Raw genomic sequence first — 20,720 nt, 5'->3', positions numbered from 1 at the left:
AGAAGCCTACACACAAAATCTACCGCACAACCAATTGGCCCGCATATAACCGAGCACTCATTAATCGCGGAAATATTGCCCTTTGGTTTGATCCTGCTACGCAATGGTATGCTCCATCAAAAGGCAAACAAGGGCGAAATCAAACCTACTCCGACGCAGCCATCCAATGCTGCTTAATGATTAAATCCTTATTCCGTCTATCTTTACGTATGGTCACTGGCTTTGTGCAAAGTCTGATTAAACTTTGCGGATTAAATTGGACCGCACCAGATTACAGTACGCTTTGTAGAAGACAAAAGCATATTGATATTGCAATCAGCTACCAAAAAAGTAGCGATGGGCTGCATCTACTCGTAGACTCTACAGGGATGAAGTTTCTAGGTGAGGGCGAATGGAAACGCAAGAAACATGGAGCTGAATATCGTCGCCAATGGCGTAAACTACATATTGGTATAGATGCCAAAACCCTACAAATACGCGCTATTCAGCTCACAACCAATAATGTCTGTGATTCACAGGTGCTTGGTGATTTACTTAATCAGATTCCACAAGATGAGCAGATTGACTCTGTTTATACCGATGGAGCTTATGACACCAAGCAATGCCGTCAGGTCATTGCAGATCGGCAAGCACATGCGGTGATTCCACCTAGAAAAAATGCGAAACCATGGAAAGATACAAAGAGTAGCTCGCTAGAGCGAAATGAATTACTTCGAACAATTAAACGTTTAGGTAGGACACTATGGAAAAAATGGTCAGGCTATCATCGCCGAAGTTTGGTTGAGACTAAAATGCACTGCATCAAATTATTAAGAGATAAACTCAGTGCAAGGAGCTTTGATAGCCAAGTCAATGAGGTTCATGCACGTGTAGCAGTCCTCAACAGATTTACGGAATTAGGTCGACCACTTACCCAAGTTACGCCTTAAATTTGGCTCAATTAGGGGCGCTTTGCCTTTCAAATCTTTGTGCAACAAAGCCATTTTAAGGCTAAATTTAATGTGTACTTATGTGTTTTTCTTTGTATAGGAGAAATTATATTTTGGTTCTTGTTTTTTAAAATAGGTGGTTCTGATTTCTATAAAAGACCAACTTTTGTTAGTGTGATGATTAGTTCACTTATATTTACTCTAACTTTTCCTCGGTATCTATCATGGTTGCAAAGAATAGATGTCAATAAATGGGTCGCTCCATTTTTTTTAAAACAAGAGCGAATTATCTCTAAGATGTTATCTTGGATAGCAATGGTACTGGGTGGTTTATTTATATTTCTGTTCTATTTGTGTATTTAATTTAATAGTTAAATCTGTAAATTCTTGGAAAATCCCCAGCATTTCTTATAAATTAAATTTTGAGATAACTCATCATTCCAATTTCAGCAAAGCTTAGCAAATAATAATATTTTATGTGAATTTTCAACCAGATTAGACTCATCCAAAGATAAATAACAACAATGTATTTATCAAAAGAATCAATTTTTCATTCGGATGTTTTCTTTGGATTGGCAGTATATACAGAGTGTGCTGCCGCAGTTCTATGCGGCCACCCTCATGACCTTAAAAATCTCCTTTATCGGTATTGTACTCTCTATTCTGCTTGGGCTGATCTGTAGCATCATCAGCACATATCAGGTTCGGATACTCAATAAAATTGTCAAAGTCTATATCGAGGTTTCCCGCAATACCCCTTTGCTCATTCAGCTATTTTTTCTCTACTACGGTTTGCCCAAGATTGGCATCAAACTGGATGGTTTTAGCTGTGGTGTGATTGGCCTGACTTTTCTTGGCGGTAGCTACATGGCAGAAGCTTTCCGTGCGGGTTTACAGTCCGTTGCGCAAGGGCAAATTGATTCGGCCAGAAGTGTAGGATTAAACGCCGTGCAAGTCTTTAAATATGTGGTATTTCCCCAAGCGTTATCGCTGTCCATTCCTGCCATTGGCGCAAACTGTTTATTCCTGATTAAAGAAAGCTCGGTCTTGAGTGCAATAGCAGTGGTAGAACTGCTGTTTGTGACCAAAGACCTCATCGGAATGGATTACAAAACTACCGACGCTTTATTTCTGTTAATCGTGGCTTATCTGATGATTTTGCTACCAGTTTCAGCGCTGACCAGTTATCTGGAATATCGCAGTCGCAAGGTGAGCCATGGGACTTGAGTATTTATTTCAGCCGAGCCATGTCGAACGTTTGCTGTATGGCTTGTTGCAAACCATTGAAATTGCCTTTTTATCGGTATTTTTATCTGCCATTTTCGGTACCATTTTTGGGGTGATCATGACCTCCAGAAATTTGCTGGTCAAGATCCTGTGCCGTTTCTATCTGGAAACCATTCGGATTGTGCCGATTCTGGTACTGTTATTTGTGTTCTATTTTGGTCTGGCGACATGGTTTAACTGGCAGTTGTCATCGTTTTGGGTCTGTATTTTTGTCTTTACCTTATGGGGAACTGCGGAAATGGGAGATCTGGTTCGTGCTTCCATCACTTCGATCGATCAGCATCAACGTGATACAGCTTATGCCGTAGGTCTAAATCATGTACAAACTCTGGTTTATGTGATTTTCCCGCAAAGCCTAAAACGGGTTACCCCGGGCGCACTGAATTTGTTTACTCGAATGATCAAAACCAGCTCTCTGGCAGTATTGATCGGTATGGTGGAAGTCCTGAAAGTGGGGCAGCAGATTATTGAAAATTCATTATTGACGGTTCCTAGCGCATCGTTATGGATCTACGGTTTTATCTTTCTTCTTTATTTCCTGATTTGTTATCCATTATCGCTTTTAGCAGCGCATTTAGAAAAAGTGTGGGAAAACGCATGACTTTGTTATCTATACGGCATTTACATAAATTTTATAAGCAAAGTCAGGTATTGCATGGCATTGATCTGAATGTGCAACAAGGTGAAGTGGTGGTGATTCTGGGGCCATCCGGTTGTGGAAAGAGCACCTTGTTGCGCTGTATCAATGGGCTGGAACCGATTCAGCAGGGAGAAATTCAGCTCAAAGATGTGGGCGTGCTTGGGCAGGACTTGCCTTGGGATCGCGTACGTCAGCAGATTGGCATGGTGTTTCAGAACTATGAACTGTTCAAGCATATGAATGTGATTGATAACATTCTGCTGGGTCCGCTAAAAGCACAAAAACGCCAACGTGAAGAAGTGGAACAACTGGCAGATCAGTTATTGCAGCGCGTGGGCTTACTGGATCGTAAATATGATTATCCATCTAATCTATCAGGTGGGCAGAAACAGCGGATTGCCATTGTCCGTGCCTTGGTAATGCAGCCCAAAGTCATTTTACTGGATGAAATTACTGCGGCCTTAGACCCGGAAATGGTACGCGAAGTACTGGATGTGGTACTGAAACTGGCACAAGAGGGCATGACCATGCTGATTGTTACGCATGAAATGGGCTTTGCCCGCAAAGTGGCAGATCGCATTATTTTTATGGACAAGGGCCAGATTATTGAGCAAAGCACCCCTGAGGATTTTTTTCAGCATCCGCAGACGGAACGGGCCAAAACTTTTTTAAATATTTTGAATTATTAAAAGCAAGCAGAGGACGTGATGAGATTACATTTAGTCGCCGGACGATCTGGCAATACATCGAAAATAAAAACAGTAAGGCTTGGCATGAGCTGTGTGCTGGTGGCAGGCATATTAACAGGGTGTAATCAACCGGCTTCATCAGAACCCAAAACGAGTACAGCAGACAGCTCCTTGGAGCAGATCAAGAAAAATGACGTGCTACGGGTGGGGGTGTTCGCAGATAACCCACCGTTTGGTTATGTGGACAGTGCAGGAAAAAATCAGGGCTTTGATGTCGCCTTGGCGAAGCGTGTGACCAAAGATTTGCTCGGAGATGAAAATAAAATCCAGTTTGTCGTCACAGAGGCAGCCAACCGGGTTGAATTTTTAAAGTCAGACAAAGTCGATGTAGTCTTTGCCAGCTTCTCTGTGACACCCGAACGTCAACAGGTGGTGGATTTTTCCCAACCTTATTTAAAGGCATCACTAGGCATTGTTTCACCTAAAGCCAAAGCCATTACCGATGTAAAAAGTCTGGAAGGTAAAACTTTAATTGTGAATAAAGGTTCAAGCTCGGACAGCTATTTCACTAAAAACTATCCGAAAGTGAATTTGTTGAAGTTTGAACAAAATACCGATGCGTTTAATGCACTCACCGATGGTCGGGGTGATGCGATTTCCCAAGACAGTACCTATGCTTTGGCATGGGCTGCCAAGAATCCGGATTATGTGGTCGGCATTCCACAGATTGGCAATGAAGATTTTATTGCCGCAGGCGTGAAAAAAGGCAATACCCAATTGCTGCACTGGCTCAATGATGAAATCAAACAACTACGCAGCACGGGGGAAGTTCAAAAGATTTATGACCAAACCTTAAAGCCGATATACGGTAAAAAAGTAAATCCTAATATCTTTTTAGATGTCGATTTAGCGAAGCAATAACATAAATGAAAAGGTTAAAAATAGAGGTAACGATATGCAGACAATAACATTCTCAAATATTCAAAAACTGTTGCTGGCTTCTGTATTCAGTCTGGGTCTCACCGCATGTAACAAGACGCCACAGTCAGCAGAAAAATCAGCGGATAGCTCAGCTCAGGTTTCCAGTATCGAACAGATCAAGAAAAATGGTGTGGTACGTATTGGGGTGTTTAGCGATAAGCCGCCTTTTGGTTATCTGGATGCGCAAGGTAAAAACCAGGGTTTTGATGTGGAAATTGCCAAGCATGTGGCCAAGGATTTATTGGGAGATGAAAACAAGGTTCAGTTTGTGCTTACAGAAGCTGCCAATCGTGTTGAATATTTGAAAGCCAATAAAGTCGATATTATTTTTGCCAATTTCACCGTGACCCCTGAACGTAAGCAAGTGGTGGATTTTGCCAAGCCTTATTTAAAAGTCGCCTTAGGTGTGGTGTCTCCAAAAAATAAACCGATTACGGATATTGCTCAATTAAAGGATCAGACTTTATTGGTGAATAAGGGCACCACAGCGGACTCTTTTTTTAGCAAACAACATCCTGAAATTAAGCTGCAAAAATATGAGCAAAATACCGAAACCTTTGATGCGCTAAAAGATGGTCGCGGTGCTGCTCTGGCCCATGACAATCTATTGGTACTGGCCTGGGCGAAAGAAAATCCAAATTACACCGTCGGCATTACCAATCTGGGTGAGCAAGATTTAATTGCACCTGCTGTACAAAAGGGCAATAAAGAATTGCTGGATTGGTTAAACCAGGATTTAGAAAAGTTGGCTAAAGAGGGGGTTATTCATCAAGCTTATGAAAAAACTTTAAAACCTGTTTATGGTGAGGGTATCCCTGCCAAAGATTTGATTATTGAATGATTTAAATTACCTTCAATGCTATAAAAATATATGTTTTAAGTGCTTATATATTAAGCGCCATTTTTTTGGTAAATCATTTAAAATGCCCTGGCTTTTTTGCTGGGGCTTTTTCTTTAATATTTTTTATTCTTCAGTATGAAGGGATAATGATATTTTAAAAAGTTGTCATATTTTTATCATTATAAATAATAGAGTCGTACTCACTTTATCAGTACGCTGCGGAATAATATAGATGTTCAATCGATTGTCTGTACCTGAAAACCTTCCCTGTAGATTAACGGATGCCTTTTACCGCATTCATCAATATTTACCAAAAGGAAATGTAAAACAGCAGGTTAAGCTGGATGATGCGCTTAATCAGATCAATACCGATGATCTGTATGCATTACAGGATTTTCCCCTGCATAATTTTTCTGCCTATGAAGGCTGGGGCATTGATTCGAATATCACTCAGCAGGTTAGTTCAAAAAATCTGGTGATAGAAAGAGATTTGTATTTCTGGACACAGCAGTTATATCACTCTATTAATCCTTATAAACTCGATCTGGACAGATACATAATCAAGATCCCTAAATTTACCAGACTTCCTGAAGGGGTAGATACTATTATTTTAGAACAGGATAAGCGCTTAGATTTCTCTGGTAAGAGCAGCGGTGTAAAAATAAAAAAAACAATTGCGCCGATACAAGGTGTTATTCAACAAGGCAGTGTGTTTAAACAAGGCGATTTAATCCTTGCAAAAAACCAGAAAATTACACCTGAACGCTTAGTCGCACTCAGACGTGCGGGTATTACAGAGCTTTCTATTTGTCGACACCCTAAAATCCTGATTGTTAATATGTTTCCTTTCGATCAAGCGGGGGAAGTCAGTGAAGAATGCTTATACCTCAAAGATTTGTTAAAAACATGGGGGTATGGCGAGGTTGAGATTAAACCGCATAAACCGGCACGTTATGACGGGGCATTTAATTATCATCAAGAAGCTGGGCATCCCGCATTAGATGGAAGCTTGACTTCCGCTTGGGACGAATATCATCAGTTTTTTGATGAGCAAATTCCTGAGTTTGACATTATTTTATGCTGGTCATCTTTAAATCATTATGGTTCTGGATTAGGGCTTTCAAAGCTGGCTAACTTTTATCAAGGCAATGGTGATGGTCCCGTTACGACCTGTTGTGTGCCAGCCAGTGAATTCCGGATTTTTCAGAGTAATGACCGAAGCCCTAGACTCACTCAGGTCGTAAACCGTTATGGTGAACGTGGGCAGTTAAGGGAAATACGTACCGAGATCACTGAAGATCGAACGACAATTATCAGCCTGCCAGGCAAAATGCATGATGTTGCGTTGTTGATGCACGTATTTGTGAAATATATTTTAAATAAGCATGATCCTGATTTTTTTGAGAATTTGTACTTGCAAGGCAGGATCGACCAGCAGCTTGAGCCTGATCCAAAATATAGAACATTATTATGGGGACGCTACCAGTTTGAAGCAGATGGTCAATATTCGCTACAGGTCATTCCACAACAAGCTTTTCAGATTGATGGTTTTGCTGCTGCCAATTGCATTATCATTGTTCCATTTGCAGAGCCGCCGATTCAGTCTGGTGAAGCCGTGTATTTTATTAAAATAGATTAGGTCTGAATCACTTTAATGTTTTACAGGTCAGACAACAGTCGAGAGTGGCTGTTGTCTGATAGGGAAGATAAAAATTACTTTTTAGTGTTGGGTAATAACGCAGTCATAAAGCCTAACAAAGGTAGGAAAGAACAAAGTTTATAGACCCAGACAATGCCATGTGTATCCGCCAAATGGCCTAAACCTGCTGCGCCAATTCCGCCAATGCCAAACATCAGTCCAAACATTAAGCCTGCGACCATGCCCACTCGGCCGGGTACCGCTTCCTGTGCATAGACCACCAACGCAGAGAAAGCAGAAGACATCACTAGACCAATGATAATCACCAGAATGGCAGTTGCCGTTAGGCCGACATAAGGCAGCATCAGGGCAAATGGCGCAATCCCCAGGAAAGACACCCAAACTACAGCTTTACGTCCGATACGGTCACCGACTGGACCACCTGCAAAAGTACCGAGTGCAACAGCACCTAAAAATATAAACAGGTAGAGCTGAGAGGTTTGAATTGAAACATTAAATCTTTCAATGAGGTAAAAGGTAAAATAATTGGTAATGGCTGCGATATAAATAAACTTGGCAAATAGTAAAATACAGATCACTGCCATGGCCTGAATCACCTGTTGACGCGTCAAGGTCGACATAGCACGTTGACTGGCGAGGCGTTGTACTGGTGCTTGTTTAACCAGCCATTTGGTTACGCGTAACAACACGAAAATAGCTAAAGCAGCGACTAAAACAAATAAGCCAATTGCACCTTGTCCGTGAGGAATAATCACGGCAGCAGCGACTAAGGGGCCAAGGGCTGAACCGGTATTTCCGCCAACCTGAAACATGGATTGCGCCGTACCAAAACGGCCACCCGAAGCCGTGCGCGCAATACGAGAAGCTTCAGGGTGAAAGGTGGATGAACCCACCCCAATCAGTGCCGCAGCAAAAAGTAGGCTGTGATAACTGCCTGCTGTTGCCATCAGTCCAATGCCAATGAGCGTGGCAAACATCCCGGCAGGGAGTAAATATGGTTTAGGATGTTTATCGGTATATAGGCCGATCCACGGTTGTAATAATGAGGCCGTGATTTGATAAACCAAAGCAATCCAGCCAATCTGCGCAAAACTCAATGAAAATTCTGCTTTGAGCAGGGGATAACTTGCAGTCACCACCGCCTGAATCGAGTCATTTAAGAGATGGGCAAATGCGACTGCACCGACAATACCTAACACGAATTTTTGTGGTTGATCCTGTGGTGGACATTGCGCTTGTGGACCTGTGTTCTCAAGCGTCCCTGTATGATTTGCCATGCGTGCTCCAACATGCTGTTTTAGCTTAAATCGTGCTATTGAAGAAGGTTTGTTTTTCAGCATTTATATCCTAAACTGAACTGAAAGCGGCCCACAATCATATTTGGGACATATAGTATCGAGTTCAGGCCATTTTGAAGGACCAAGGCAATGCGTAATATTCAGGTCAACGATTTTGAAGATGTCGCCCGTAATGTGATGGCGACGGGCAATGATTATGTGGATGGCCAAATTCTGGCAAGCCATCGTCATGCCCGGGGACAATGCCTGTATGCGATCACAGGGGTATTAACCGTCACGACCAGTAAAGGCAGCTGGGTGGTGCCGCCAAAACGGGCACTCTGGATTCCCGCTGGAATTGACCACGAGGTACACATGGGGGGACTCACCAAAACACGCAGCGCTTATATACTTCCAGACATTGCAAGCAAGGCAGGCTTGCCTGGTGATTGTGCGGTGATCAATGTATCGCCGTTATTACATGAACTGTTATCTAGCGCTGTAGATTTGCCTGCTGAATATGAACTGGGCGGGCGGGATGACTATTTGATGCAACTGATTATTGCAGAAATTGCCTTGATGCCTGAATTGCCGTTGAATGCACCTTTGCCACAAGAGCCACGTCTGGCAGCATTATGTCTGCAACTATTAAAAGCACCGAGCTTAGATCATGATCTGGATGAGATAGCCGAACGGGTCGGGATGAGCCGTCGTAATTTCACCCGAATTTTTCGGCAACAGACGGGGATGAGTTTTAGCCATTGGCGGCAACAGGCTTGTTTACTCAATGCCTTGACGCGTATGGAGCTGGGACAGTCGATTACCGAGGTGGCAATTGCGCTTGGTTATAGCAGTAGCAGTGCATTCACAGCAGCATTTAAACGTTCTTTAGGACAGGCACCACGCTTTTATATACAGGCCAAATGATCAGGCCGGATGTGTTAATGTATAGGGGCTGGGTTGACTCAATGCATGAGCCTTCCTCTGGATTCACGAAAACAATATAAATGATAAAACTATGCTTTCATTATTAAAAGCTTTGGCCTTGTCTCATCAAGGTCTGCACAAAAATGACATATTCGGTGAGGGATTATCCGGAACCCTGAACGCGATTGAACATCTGGGTTATGTGCAAATTGATACCATTTCAGTGGTTGAGCGTGCCCATCACCATGTCTTGTGGAGTCGGGTGCCTGATTATCAGCTGGATCATTTAAATCAGCTGGTGCAACAGCAACAGATTTTTGAACACTGGGCGCATGCAGCTTCTTATCTGCCGATGCGGGATTATCGTTATGCCATACCGTTGATGAATGCAATCCGAAATGGCGAAAGCCGCTATTTCAGAGCAGATCAGCGTTTGATGAATGAAATTCTGGCACGGGTCAGGGCAGAAGGTAAAATTCAGCTCCGACAGATGGAAAAGCAAACGCGGGAAGGTTCCGCTGGCTGGTGGAATGCCGGACCAAGCCGGAAAGCGCTTGAACAGTTATTTATGCAAGGCGACCTGATGATCTGTGAGCGTAACGGGATGGAGAAAGTCTATGACCTGACGGAGCGCTGTATACCTCAGGGCATCGATCTCAGCACACCGACCTTGCATGAATATGCCGATTATCTATTACAAATGAATATACGGGCCCATGGCGTATTTACATGGAAACAGTTATTACATTTAAAGGGAAAAGAGCTGCGTCATGTAATGCGTACTGTTCTGGATGACTATATTGATGCGGGCTTGGTGAAGGTTGTGCAACTCGAAAATGGACAGACGGTTTATGCTGCCAGCGCCATATTGGAACATCAGCCCATCATTCAGCCGGAACTAAAAATATTGTCTCCTTTTGATAATCTGGTGATTCATCGGGAGCGCTTGGATTGCTTATTTGACTTTAATTATCGCATTGAATGCTATGTCCCGGCAGCTAAAAGACAATATGGTTATTTTTGTTTACCGCTGTTGTATGCAGATCGCTTTGTGGGTCGTATCGATTGTAAAGTGCATCGTCGTGAAAAGCGACTGGAAGTCATTGCTCTGCATTTGGAAGATCAGAATATGCAGGATCGGGAGGCTTTTATCAACGCTTTAGAGCTGGAATTACAGCGTTTCGCTGAATTTAATCAGTGTACGGTGATTGATGTAGAAAGGATCCGCCATTTAATGCGTTAACACATGCAATTGATAGGTTTGCTTTTTTTAAACCTAGCCCTCGAGAGGACTAGGTTTACCTAAAAAGTTCAATCTTAGAGTGATCAATACTCTAACGTTTTGGGTAAGAAGAAGATGAATTCTCCTGCATGAATACAGAACAGATCAGTATATTCAAGCCATCAACGCGTATGTACGCTACCCCATGATGTTCAGTAGTATTCTCTTAAGAGTTCTGTGGATCATATTGTTTTTCCTTGATAAACAGTGCCGGAATCACACCACAGATCAGGTAGGCTGCACCCATGACCACAAAACCCAAACCGATCGAACCGCCAGAGGCTAAAAAGCCGATGGTTGCTGGCGCAATTGCGGCACCTAAACGACCGACATTGTACGCACCGCCAATCGCGGTACCACGGATAGCAGTCGCGAAACTCTCAGTCATATAGGTTGCATTTACGCCGTATGGGATGCCATATAAGAAGCCGAATGTGACCAGTAAAAACAGAATATTGTCTGGAGAGTTATAAAACACAATCAGCGGGAGAAAAATCGCAGTGCCAATTGCCCCAAAGGCATAGGTAAAACGGCGACCCAGTTTATCTGCCATCATACCTGCCAGTACTTTACCCAGAATCATGGCAGTATAAGTGCCGACCATATACGTGGTCATTTCCTTAAACTTCATGCCCAGTTCACTTTCCAGATAGGACGGCATCCAGTTATTTACGCCGTAATAACCGAACTGTAGGAAACCTGCGGTTAAAGCCCACAAAATAAACATGTTCCGATTGCGTTTATCTTGAAAGATCAGTTTGAAGGCAGAAGTTTTTTCGGTATTTGCTGGGGCATTTGACTGTTTTAAACGGGACTGCTGCCATGCTTCAGGTTCTGGAACAAGCAGATGCATCAATACGGCAATCATGACCGGGACAATCGCGACATAAAACAGCATACGCCAGCCATGATCAGGAATAATCCAGCCAGCCAAAAGCGTTGCCACAATATATCCCACAGTCCAGCCAGCCTGTAAGGTGCCGAGTACAGTGGTACGATAACGGGTGGGAACATATTCTGCCATCAGGGTATTACAGGCAATATAAAGTGAACCCAGACCAAGTGAAGCAAAGAATCTTAATATTCCGAATTGCATAAAGCTTTGGGTAAAACCCAAGCCACACGTTAATAGCGAAAAGGTGAGAATAGAAATCACAACGATGCGGACGCGTCCGAATTTATCACATGCCCAGCCGCCAAAAATCCCGCCAATCGCCATACCTGCCAAGGTAAAACTCCCCAGCATTCCGGCCTGAACCGAGCTTAAGCCAAACTCTGCCTTGATACTGTTTAAGCTATAAGACAGCAGCATCAGATCGGCGCCATCGACCAGTAGAGCCAGAAAGGCAAAAATAAAAGCAATTTTCCAGGTGCGGGCCTGTACAGCGGAAACGGGTAAATTGTCGTGTGTAGCCATAATCCATTACCTACATTTGATTTTTTAAAGCACCTTAAGTCGTTTAAAGTGCTGGGGAGTTGATTAAGACGCCGCCCGGATCATGTTTCGGGCAATAATCATTTGTTGAATTTGCGTGGTACCTTCATATAAACGGAACAGGCGGACATCACGGTAAAAGCGTTCGATGGCATACTCACTGATGTAGCCGGCGCCGCCATGAATCTGTACACAACGATCCGCCACGCGACCGCACATTTCAGTGGCAAACATTTTGGCGCAAGAGGCTTCTGTACTGACGTTTTGCCCGTGATCGCGTAAGCGTGCTGCATCCAGCACCATACATCGGGCTGCATAAATTTCGGCTTTAGAGTCAGCCAGCATGGCTTGAATCAGTTGAAATTCGGCAATCGGCTGCCCAAACTGTTTACGCTCAATTGCGTAATTCAATGCATCATCCAGCATCCGTGTCGCTGCTCCGACACTGAGCGCTGCAATATGCAGTCGGCCTTTATCCAGAACTTTCATCGCCGTTTTAAAACCAACGCCTTCTACGCCACCAATCAATGCCGAAGCGGGTACGCGACAATTTTCAAAAATCACATCACAGGTATGTGCACCTTTTTGTCCCATCTTTTTATCGCGTTTACCGAGAGAAATCCCCGGGGTGCTGCTGTCCACAATAAAAGCAGAAATTCCACCTGCACCTTTAATATCCGGACTGGTTCGCGCCATCACTGTAAATACACCTGCATGCGGTGCATTGGTAATAAAGCGTTTGGTTCCATTTAAAACATAGCAATCGCCGTCTTTAACTGCAGTTGTTTTTAGGGCGGCAGCATCCGAGCCGGCCTCCGGTTCGGTCAAGCAAAAAGAGCCGATCACTTCACCGTGTGCTAAACGGGGTAAGAAAGAAGATTTTTGTGCTTCAGTCCCATCAATAATGAGTCCACTAGAACCAATGCCATTATTCGTTCCAATAAGAGAACGAAAGGCAGGAGAGGTACGACCAAGTTCGAAGGCGATATAGACTTCTTCTTCCATGGTCAGCCCAAGTCCGTCGTATTCTTCTGGAATGGTTAAACCGAATAATCCGAGAGCTTTCATTTGCTCAACGATATCTTCAGGAATTTCATCCGTTTCAGCGACTTCATTCTCATGAGGAATCAAAACACCTTCAACAAACTGCCGAATCATATCGACCAGCTGGTTCAGCGTTTCCTGATCACGAATCATAGTCATATCCTTTGTACATACAGCTAAAAACAGCCATACGGTGTTCGTAAAATCATCAATATTGATGTGATAGTAATCAAAGAAAAGCCGCAAAACAATATATTTTGAAAATAAATTTCGCAATGCGATATATTATTTGTATTTTGTTTTTTATAATCTGTTGATTTAATTCATCTATATTTATTGGAAATTAATCATATTTTTTAATGGAAAATTAGGGTTTGATTTTTTAAAAGCTTGTTTGTATATTAAAAATGTATATCGCTATGCGAAACTTTTGTTAAATAAGTTTTCATCTGGGAAATAAGCTGTCAATTGAAGGGATAAACATGGGTGCTTTAAATGGAATTCGTGTACTTGATTTGAGTCGGGTGCTGGCTGGACCGTGGTGTGGCCAAATACTTGCGGATCTGGGTGCAGAAGTGATCAAGGTAGAACGGCCAAAGCTTGGAGATGATACCCGATCTTGGGGACCACCCTGGATGAAGGATAATTCAGGACAAGACACGCAAGAGGCAGCTTATTATCAGTCGACCAACCGGAACAAGCTCTCGGTGGCGATTGATATTGCCAGCCCTGAAGGACAGGAGCTGATCAAGGCTTTAATTCAGGATAGCGATGTTGTCATTGAAAACTATAAGGCGGGTTCGCTAAAAAAATATGGTCTGGATTATGCCGCTTTATCTGCAATCAATCCTGGTCTGGTCTACTGTTCAATTACCGGTTTTGGGCAAAATGGCCCACGTGCAGAAGAGCCCGGTTATGATTTTATTATCCAGGGCATGGGCGGGTTAATGTCCATCACCGGTGAAAAGGATGATTTACCGGGTGGCGGTCCGCAAAAAGTCGGGGTGGCGTTTTCGGATCTGGCGACCGGGCTTTATTCAACCATTGCCATTCAAGCTGCGTTGCTTAACCGTCATGAGACAGGTTTGGGACAGTATATTGATATGGCGCTGCTTGACGTACAAATTGCCACCATGGCCAATCAGGGTATGAATTATCTTTCCTCAGGAAATATCCCCAAGCGTTATGGTAATGCACACGCCAATATCGTGCCTTATCAAGTGTTTAAAGCTGCTGATCGGGAGTTTATTATTGCCTGTGGCAATGATACCCAGTTTATTCAGTTGTGTAGCAGTATCGGTTTAGCTAATTTACCGAATGATCCCCGGTTTCGACGCAATGCCGACCGTATCCGCTATCGTGAGGAAATCATCGGAATTTTATCCAAACATTTTTTAAGCAAGAGTGCCGATGATTGGGTTGCTGCCATTCATGCCGCCAAAGTTCCGGTGGGTGTGATCAATAATCTGGAGCAGGCTTTTCAGGAGCCACAGGTGCAGGCAAGGGAAATGCTGGTTGAGATGCAGCATCCGCAATGCGAAAAGCTGACCGTGATTGGATCGCCGATTAAACTTTCAAGAACGCCAGTCGAGTATAAAACTGCACCGCCTTTATTGGGACAACATACCGATACGATTCTTAGCCGGATACTTTCACCGGAAAAACTGCAGCAACTCAAGCTGAAAGGAATTGTTGGATAAAGCATGTACCCATGTCAAAATGCATCTATATTTTGGCATGGGTAGTGGATGACTATTATTTTGCTTGCTTGGATAAAGCAGAAAATGCTTTTCACTGTTTATTATAGAAAAAATAGATTATAATTTTCGCAGTGCGAAATAAAGAAGTAGATTGGTAGAATCATGAATGATGCCGTAGATGCAGAACAGACAGAAAAATTATTAGCGCCTTTAAGGCATGAACTATTGCATCCGATTGAAGACATGCAGGATGAAAATGACCGTCAATTTATCACGGCTTTAGCCCGCGGTTTAGAACTTCTCCGTTGCTTTACCCCCAAGCATCAACATCTGGGCAATCAGGAACTGGCGCAGATGACGGGTTTACCCAAGCCAACCATTACCCGTTTGACCCATACCTTATCGCGTTTGGGCTATATCAAGCAGGTGCCAAATTCAAGTAAATTCCAGCTCTCGGTTGGGGTATTAGCTTTTGGTTATTCCATGCTGTCCAATGTGTCGATCCGCTCAATTGCACATCCTTATATGAAAAATCTGGCGGACTATGCCGGTGCTGCAGTTGCCATGGCTACACGTGATCGCCTGAATATGATCTATCTGGATGTGGTACAGGGTAAAGGCAATATGACCATGCGCCGTCAGGTGGGGACCTACTTACCCATTCATCTGAGTTCAATGGGACGTGCCTGTCTGGCTGCCATGCCAGAAGATGAACGGGAGTTTTTGCTGGATGCGATTCGTAGCAAGCATAAAGAGGACTGGATCAAGATTAACCGTGATCTGGATAAGGCCTTTAAGGATTATCAGGACTTTGGCTATTGTTTTTCCGTAGGTGAATGGCATAAGGATGTCAACTCGGTCGCTGTACCCTTGGTTCATGAACAGCATGGTTTGCTGGTGTTTAACTGTGGTGGGCCAAGCTTTATCATGAACCGTGAAAAACTTGAGGAAGATATTGCACCACGTTTATTACATATGGTGAATAATATCCGTACCGAGATTAGTTAAGTCTTATCGCTTTAAAAAAGCCAGCATCATTCACTATGCTGGCTTTTGGCATCCCGAATACAGAAAAATAAACATAAAACCGCAAAAACAAGTCCCAGAATACAAACGCCTGTCCAGCCAAAATGTTTCCAGGCATAGCTTCCTGCCGTAGTGCCGAGCGCTCCACCTGCAAAATACCCTGTCATATACAGCGCATTAAAGCGTGAACGTAATTCCTGATTCAGCTTGAATACAATGCTCTGGTTGGTGACATGAACAGCCGATAGTGCTGCGTAGAGCAGAAGTAAGCCAAGGACATAAAAGAGAAAATGATAGGGAAGCAGGAGAAAGAACAGCCAGCTTAAAATCAGGCCAAGACCACAATAAACCGAAATTTTATGGACATAGCCCTGATCAATAAACTTGCCTGAAAAATTCGCAATAAAGGTTCCCAGAATACCGACGAACCCAAATAAACCAATACTAAAATCACTAAAAAAATAGGGCGCAGGCGCTAACAGCAGCGACATGGTGGTAAAAATCAGGCTGACACAGGCAAAAGTACACCCCCCGATATAGGTGCGTGTTCTAAGGCGAGGACTATTGAGAAAAATCTGTGGCAGTGAACGTATGCTGGAAAGATAGTTCTCGGATTTGGTTGGGGGAAACAATCCAATATTACGGTACAGGATAATGGCAATGGCCAGTAACAGAAATCCACTCAGCAGGTAAATTACATGCCAGTCAAACAGGGTAGACATCAGCCCGGAAAGGGAACGCGCCAGTAAAACCCCCATCATCAGGCCACTGAGTAGGAAGCCCACTACACGTCCGCTCTGCTGGATCGGAACCAGACTGGCGGCAAGGGGTAATAACAGCTGTGCCGAACTGGAGAACAGGCCGGTAATGATCGTTCCCAAGATTAAAAGATAAATATTAGCAGCAAAACCACTGAGAATCAGTCCGAATGCTGCCAGTAACATGAAGCTAAACAGCAGCTTACGTTTTTCCAGAATATCGCCTAAAGGCATCAGGAAAAGCAAACCACAGGCATAGGTGATCTGCGCCAGCGTGGGCACCCAGGCCGTGGTGGTTTCATCCAGATTCATGCTCAGGCCAATCGAATGAATTAAGGGCTGGCTAAAGTAATTGCCGCCGGTACAGATACCGGCTGCAATTGCCATCAGGATGATGGTCGGGGTATAGAGTGCATTTTTCATCATGTCTATTGTCACAATGAAATTGGCATTTTAATCCTCAACCATGATCAGGCATCGCTCAATCTGGCTGTATTAATGCGTTTCACTCAAGGCATCTTGAATGTTATGCACCATATGAATTAAACGTGGTCCAATTTCACCTTCGAGTTTTTCCGGATTTAAATGGAAACTTGGGGCGCCGCAGTTAAACACATAAAGACCATGTTTCGAGCTGACCAGAGGCACAGCGACCGAGTTCACTTCTTTATGCCATTCGCCTAGAGACAGGCAGTAGCCATAATCCTGATAATCACGGAATGCCCGTTCCAGAGAACGTTTGATTGCAGGCCAGTTTTCAGGATTTTTCTGTTTAAGCGCATCAAGTAGAAAATTACGTTCACGTTCAGGAGTTGCGGCTAAACAAGCCCGTCCCATCGAACTACTGTGCAGTGGTAAGGTTGATCCGATCGGGCGACGCATATTTAATGCGGTTTCGGTCTGGACCACATCGATATACACCATATTCAGGCGGTCACGTGTGGCCATGGCCACAGGCGCCTGAACATACTGGCTCATCTCTTCCATATATTGATGCGCAATATTACGGATGGAGATATTGGACAGGGCGGCATAACCGAGAGATAAAACCCCAATATCCAGTGTATATTTGGTTGAGCCCGGCAATTGTTTCAAATAACCCAAGGACACCAAAGTATTGGTAATCCGGGCAATGGTGGGTTTGGGTAAACCCGTCATCTTGGCCAGTTCCTGGTTACCCAGCACTTGATTGTTGACCGAAAAACAGCGTAACAGTTCTAAACCACGTGCCAGAGAGGCAATAAATTGCGGATTATTTTCCCGATGAATATGTGAAATCGGATCTAGGCGTATCTCATCAAAATTTATGGGTTGTTCAGTTTCTGATTTCTGAGACATTCGATCCTCAAATATAATAAAGCAATAGCTTGCCATTATATTTCGCTCTGCAAAATAAATCCATTCATCACTGTGTCGTTGTGATGAATGGAGTGTCAATGACATGATTATGAGACGTTTTCAATCACCATGGCTAACCCTTGACCGATACCTATACATAGGCTGACCACAGCATATTTCTTGTTACGGCGTATTAGTTCACGTGAAACTGTTAAGGCAAGACGGGCACCAGAAGCACCGAGTGGATGACCAACAGCAATCGCACCTCCGTTCGGATTGACACGTGGATCATTAAAATCAACATTCAAGCCTTTTAGGCAGGATAAAACCTGTGAAGCAAAGGCTTCATTGATTTCAATAATATCCATGTCATCTAAAGTAAGCCCTGCACGCGCAACTGCTTTTTTAATCGCTTCGATCGGACCTGCACCCATAATGCGTGGCTCAATCCCGGCCGCTGCTGCTGACAAGATTTTTGCCATTGGTTTTAGGCCATATTTTTGACCTGCTGCTTCTGAACCAATCAAGAGGGCTGCTGCACCATCATTAATCCCTGATGCATTACCCGCAGTCACTACGCCACCTTCAAACAGCGGTTTTAGTTTGGTGAGGGCTTCAACCGTAGAGCTTGGGCGAGGATGTTCATCTTCTGAAACCAGTTTAGGCGGTAATTTTTTACCCTGAAATACCTCAATCGGCGTAATTTCATCGGCAAAGAAACCTTCTTCCTTGGCTTTTTGATATTTGGCTTGAGATTGGGCCGCAAACAGATCCGCCTGTTCACGGCTGATACCAAACTCGACCGCGACGTTGTCTCCTGTTTCCGGCATTGAATGACCGCCGTACTGGGCAGTAATCTTTTTATTGGGAAAGCGTGAGCCAATGGTAGTGTCATAAATTTTTGCATCACGGCTATAAGCACTTTCCGCTTTACCCATGACAAAAGGTGCACGTGACATACTTTCTACACCACCTGCGATATACAGATCGCCTTCACCACAGGTAATGGCACGTGCCGAGTCAATTACGGCACCTAAACCACTGGCACATAAGCGGTTGACTGTCTGGCCCGGCACAGTGACAGGTAGGCCTGCCAGTAATAGCGCATTTCGTGCCACATTACGACTATCTTCACCCGCCTGATTGGTATCACCTAAAATGACATCTTCAATATCAGCACCCGGAACACCCGTTTTTTCTAGCAACTTTTGAATAACGGTTGCGGCAAGATCATCGGGGCGAATGGAGGCAAGTTCACCGGCATGACGGCCAAAGGGACTACGTAAACCATCATAGATATAGGCATTTAACATGGAGAAATTCCTTTTCAAGACTCGTAAGTAAAAGTAAGAGGTAAATGAAGTGCGACACGGCGTTGTAACCATGGGCTAGGGCGGTAACGTGGGTCATAAGTCAGTGAGGAGATGCGATTTAGGATCAGCAGAATTTTTTCACGACCGAGATGGTCACCCCATTCAATTGGGCCAAATGGATAGCCTAAGCCAAGACGTACTGCCGCATTGATATCATCAACCGTTGCAATATTTTGCTGGGCAATATCGCAGCCTAAATTAATGACCATTGCTAAAACACGTTGTGCAACAAAGCCAATACTTTCATTAATCACACTGACCAGATTTCCATCTAAATTGAAAATAGAGTGAGCTACTTGACGATATTCAGGTTTGGTAATCAGTGAAGGCATTAAGGTGCGGTGTTTACCAATGCCATAAAGCATGTCTATAGCAACAGCTTGTTCAGGATTAACCCTTAAGCGTATAGCTGCTTGGGTGGTATCTTCACCGTAACAAGCGAGCAAACATAAGCTATCTGTTTGAGGTTCGGGATTGGTGTCTATGTCGATATTTTGCTGGGTTAAATAATCTTCGAGCTGTTTTTTATCTTCAGGAAAATCGGCTGCAATCCAAACTTTTGGATATTGCGCTAAACGCTCTACAAACTGGGCAGGTTGTTCACCTGTTTTTTCACCTGTTGCATAATTATAAAAACCTTGTTTGACCTTACGTCCAAGCTGTTTTGCTTCCAGCATTTGTTTGGTCAGTGGATTGGGTTTGTAGCGGGCTTCTTCATAATATTGATGATAAATCGACTCCATGACCGGATGGGAAACATCCAGTCCTGTGAGATCCATCAGTTCGAATGGTCCCATTCTAAAACCGACACCATCGCGTAAAATACGATCAATTTCACTGATGTCACAAACATTTTCATTTAAAATTTTGAGTGCTTCCGTGCCATAAGCGCGACCAGCATGGTTAATAATAAATCCAGGCGTATCCTTAGCCACGACAGCACGATGACCAAATGCGCGAGACAGCTCAACTAATGCGTCAATAATCGCCGGATCGGTTTTCAAGCCTTGAATGACTTCAACCACTTTCATGAGCGGAACGGGATTAAAGAAATGAAAACCGGCCACACGTTCAGGTTTATTACAGTTCGCGGCAATTGCAGTAATCGAAAGAGAGGAGGTGTTGGATGCTAAAATGGTGTGTTCAGAAACCACTGCTTCAAGCTGCTGCATCAAACTTTGTTTGATATCCAGACGTTCAATAATCGCTTCTACAATCAGGTCACAGTCTTTTAACTCTTCCAGTTGATGCGCAACAACTAAGTTCTTGTTTGCTGCTGCCGCCTGTTCAGTTGTAATTTTATTCTTATCCACCAGCTTCTGGAAAGTTGCTGCCAGTTTATCTTTTGCCTGTTGAGCTGCACCTGCTTTGGTATCGTATAGATAAGTGATATGGCCTGACTGGGCAGCAATTTGGGCAATTCCGCTGCCCATAATCCCGACACCAATCACAGCCATGCTTTTAATATCATAAGTCATGTCGATCATCCTGATGATTAATCTATATTTGAAATTAAACGGAAAAATAGGGTTG

18 protein-coding genes are annotated in these 20,720 nt (G+C 43.7%); 11 read left to right on the top strand and 7 right to left on the bottom strand.

Annotated features, from left to right (window positions below; all coding sequences use genetic code 11):
* The 7 genes from ACINWC323_RS00680 to ACINWC323_RS00710 form a co-directional block, all read left to right on the top strand.
* A partial coding sequence (locus ACINWC323_RS00680) for an IS5 family transposase (protein WP_009509646.1) occupies window positions 1-929 on the top strand: 929 nt, incomplete at its 5' end.
* 567 nt (window positions 930-1,496) lie between these two features.
* Complete coding sequence (locus tag ACINWC323_RS00685; protein WP_032881787.1) at window positions 1,497-2,156, top strand: amino acid ABC transporter permease; 660 nt, start codon at window positions 1,497-1,499, stop codon at window positions 2,154-2,156.
* Window positions 2,146-2,817 (top strand): amino acid ABC transporter permease, encoded by a 672-nt coding sequence (locus tag ACINWC323_RS00690; protein ID WP_005231252.1) that lies wholly within the window; start codon window positions 2,146-2,148, stop codon window positions 2,815-2,817. The genes ACINWC323_RS00685 and ACINWC323_RS00690 overlap by 11 nt, the downstream gene beginning before the upstream one ends.
* Window positions 2,814-3,545: an amino acid ABC transporter ATP-binding protein gene (locus ACINWC323_RS00695; protein ID WP_009516028.1), complete on the top strand. Its 732-nt coding sequence runs from the start codon at window positions 2,814-2,816 to the stop codon at window positions 3,543-3,545. Before ACINWC323_RS00690 ends, ACINWC323_RS00695 begins: the two co-directional genes overlap by 4 nt.
* 84 nt (window positions 3,546-3,629) lie before the next feature.
* A complete protein-coding gene (locus ACINWC323_RS00700; RefSeq protein ID WP_009515883.1) occupies window positions 3,630-4,466 on the top strand; it encodes a transporter substrate-binding domain-containing protein in 837 nt (278 codons plus the stop codon).
* A gap of 34 nt (window positions 4,467-4,500) precedes the next feature.
* Entirely contained in the window at window positions 4,501-5,367 is an 867-nt protein-coding gene (locus ACINWC323_RS00705) for a cysteine ABC transporter substrate-binding protein (protein ID WP_009515876.1), read from the top strand.
* A 232-nt stretch (window positions 5,368-5,599) separates the two neighbouring features.
* Window positions 5,600-7,006, top strand: coding sequence for a molybdopterin-binding domain-containing protein (locus tag ACINWC323_RS00710; RefSeq protein WP_009515959.1), 1,407 nt, complete (start codon window positions 5,600-5,602; stop codon window positions 7,004-7,006).
* Window positions 7,007-7,080: 74 nt separating this feature from the next.
* Here the strand turns inward: ACINWC323_RS00710 and ACINWC323_RS00715 are convergent, their stop codons facing one another.
* On the bottom strand, window positions 7,081-8,304 hold the full coding sequence (locus ACINWC323_RS00715) for an MFS transporter (RefSeq protein WP_032881785.1): 1,224 nt from the start codon (window positions 8,302-8,304) through the stop codon (window positions 7,081-7,083).
* A 150-nt stretch (window positions 8,305-8,454) separates the two neighbouring features.
* Between ACINWC323_RS00715 and ACINWC323_RS00720 the strand changes: the two genes are divergently transcribed.
* Window positions 8,455-9,231: an AraC family transcriptional regulator gene (locus ACINWC323_RS00720; protein WP_005287111.1), complete on the top strand. Its 777-nt coding sequence runs from the start codon at window positions 8,455-8,457 to the stop codon at window positions 9,229-9,231.
* 91 nt (window positions 9,232-9,322) lie between these two features.
* Entirely contained in the window at window positions 9,323-10,474 is a 1,152-nt protein-coding gene (locus ACINWC323_RS00725; protein WP_009515965.1) for a winged helix-turn-helix domain-containing protein, read from the top strand.
* A gap of 205 nt (window positions 10,475-10,679) precedes the next feature.
* Here the strand turns inward: ACINWC323_RS00725 and ACINWC323_RS00730 are convergent, their stop codons facing one another.
* Complete coding sequence (locus ACINWC323_RS00730; protein WP_009515880.1) at window positions 10,680-11,930, bottom strand: MFS transporter; 1,251 nt, start codon at window positions 11,928-11,930, stop codon at window positions 10,680-10,682.
* Between the two features lie 63 nt (window positions 11,931-11,993).
* Complete coding sequence (locus ACINWC323_RS00735; protein ID WP_009515953.1) at window positions 11,994-13,145, bottom strand: acyl-CoA dehydrogenase family protein; 1,152 nt, start codon at window positions 13,143-13,145, stop codon at window positions 11,994-11,996.
* Window positions 13,146-13,474: 329 nt separating this feature from the next.
* Here ACINWC323_RS00735 and ACINWC323_RS00740 point away from each other — a divergent pair, with 329 nt between their 5' ends.
* Entirely contained in the window at window positions 13,475-14,692 is a 1,218-nt protein-coding gene (locus tag ACINWC323_RS00740) for a CaiB/BaiF CoA transferase family protein (protein ID WP_009515878.1), read from the top strand.
* 162 nt (window positions 14,693-14,854) lie between these two features.
* Window positions 14,855-15,700, top strand: a complete 846-nt coding sequence (locus ACINWC323_RS00745; RefSeq protein ID WP_005231232.1) for an IclR family transcriptional regulator — start codon at window positions 14,855-14,857, stop codon at window positions 15,698-15,700.
* A 26-nt stretch (window positions 15,701-15,726) separates the two neighbouring features.
* Here the strand turns inward: ACINWC323_RS00745 and ACINWC323_RS00750 are convergent, their stop codons facing one another.
* From ACINWC323_RS00750 to ACINWC323_RS00765, 4 genes are all read right to left on the bottom strand, one after another.
* The gene (locus ACINWC323_RS00750) at window positions 15,727-16,902 is read right to left on the bottom strand and encodes an MFS transporter (protein ID WP_009515925.1); all 1,176 of its coding nucleotides are present in this window, start codon (window positions 16,900-16,902) and stop codon (window positions 15,727-15,729) included.
* A 69-nt stretch (window positions 16,903-16,971) separates the two neighbouring features.
* Window positions 16,972-17,814 (bottom strand): IclR family transcriptional regulator, encoded by an 843-nt coding sequence (locus ACINWC323_RS00755; RefSeq protein ID WP_009515938.1) that lies wholly within the window; start codon window positions 17,812-17,814, stop codon window positions 16,972-16,974.
* 107 nt (window positions 17,815-17,921) lie between these two features.
* Complete coding sequence (locus tag ACINWC323_RS00760) at window positions 17,922-19,127, bottom strand: 3-oxoadipyl-CoA thiolase (protein ID WP_009515994.1); 1,206 nt, start codon at window positions 19,125-19,127, stop codon at window positions 17,922-17,924.
* A gap of 14 nt (window positions 19,128-19,141) precedes the next feature.
* Window positions 19,142-20,665: a 3-hydroxyacyl-CoA dehydrogenase gene (locus ACINWC323_RS00765; RefSeq protein WP_009515919.1), complete on the bottom strand. Its 1,524-nt coding sequence runs from the start codon at window positions 20,663-20,665 to the stop codon at window positions 19,142-19,144.
* Window positions 20,666-20,720: the final 55 nt, after the last annotated feature.

Origin of the sequence: Acinetobacter sp. WC-323, from assembly GCF_000314615.1 — a bacterium.
In the GTDB taxonomy this organism is placed as follows: Bacteria; Pseudomonadota; Gammaproteobacteria; order Pseudomonadales; family Moraxellaceae; genus Acinetobacter; species Acinetobacter courvalinii.
Note: the sequence above shows the minus strand (reverse complement) of the source record. Positions and strands in the feature narration are given on the sequence as shown.

Coding starts and splice junctions, on each gene's coding strand:
- ACINWC323_RS00690 (WP_005231252.1), top strand. CDS start 2,146: ATGGGACTTGAGTATTTATTTCAGCCGAGCCATGTCGAACGTTTGCTG.
- ACINWC323_RS00695 (WP_009516028.1), top strand. CDS start 2,814: ATGACTTTGTTATCTATACGGCATTTACATAAATTTTATAAGCAAAGT.
- ACINWC323_RS00700 (WP_009515883.1), top strand. CDS start 3,630: ATGAGCTGTGTGCTGGTGGCAGGCATATTAACAGGGTGTAATCAACCG.
- ACINWC323_RS00705 (WP_009515876.1), top strand. CDS start 4,501: ATGCAGACAATAACATTCTCAAATATTCAAAAACTGTTGCTGGCTTCT.
- ACINWC323_RS00710 (WP_009515959.1), top strand. CDS start 5,600: ATGTTCAATCGATTGTCTGTACCTGAAAACCTTCCCTGTAGATTAACG.
- ACINWC323_RS00715 (WP_032881785.1), bottom strand. CDS start 8,304: ATGGCAAATCATACAGGGACGCTTGAGAACACAGGTCCACAAGCGCAA.
- ACINWC323_RS00720 (WP_005287111.1), top strand. CDS start 8,455: ATGCGTAATATTCAGGTCAACGATTTTGAAGATGTCGCCCGTAATGTG.
- ACINWC323_RS00725 (WP_009515965.1), top strand. CDS start 9,323: ATGCTTTCATTATTAAAAGCTTTGGCCTTGTCTCATCAAGGTCTGCAC.
- ACINWC323_RS00730 (WP_009515880.1), bottom strand. CDS start 11,930: ATGGCTACACACGACAATTTACCCGTTTCCGCTGTACAGGCCCGCACC.
- ACINWC323_RS00735 (WP_009515953.1), bottom strand. CDS start 13,145: ATGATTCGTGATCAGGAAACGCTGAACCAGCTGGTCGATATGATTCGG.
- ACINWC323_RS00740 (WP_009515878.1), top strand. CDS start 13,475: ATGGGTGCTTTAAATGGAATTCGTGTACTTGATTTGAGTCGGGTGCTG.
- ACINWC323_RS00745 (WP_005231232.1), top strand. CDS start 14,855: ATGAATGATGCCGTAGATGCAGAACAGACAGAAAAATTATTAGCGCCT.
- ACINWC323_RS00750 (WP_009515925.1), bottom strand. CDS start 16,902: ATGATGAAAAATGCACTCTATACCCCGACCATCATCCTGATGGCAATT.
- ACINWC323_RS00755 (WP_009515938.1), bottom strand. CDS start 17,814: ATGTCTCAGAAATCAGAAACTGAACAACCCATAAATTTTGATGAGATA.
- ACINWC323_RS00760 (WP_009515994.1), bottom strand. CDS start 19,127: ATGTTAAATGCCTATATCTATGATGGTTTACGTAGTCCCTTTGGCCGT.
- ACINWC323_RS00765 (WP_009515919.1), bottom strand. CDS start 20,665: ATGACTTATGATATTAAAAGCATGGCTGTGATTGGTGTCGGGATTATG.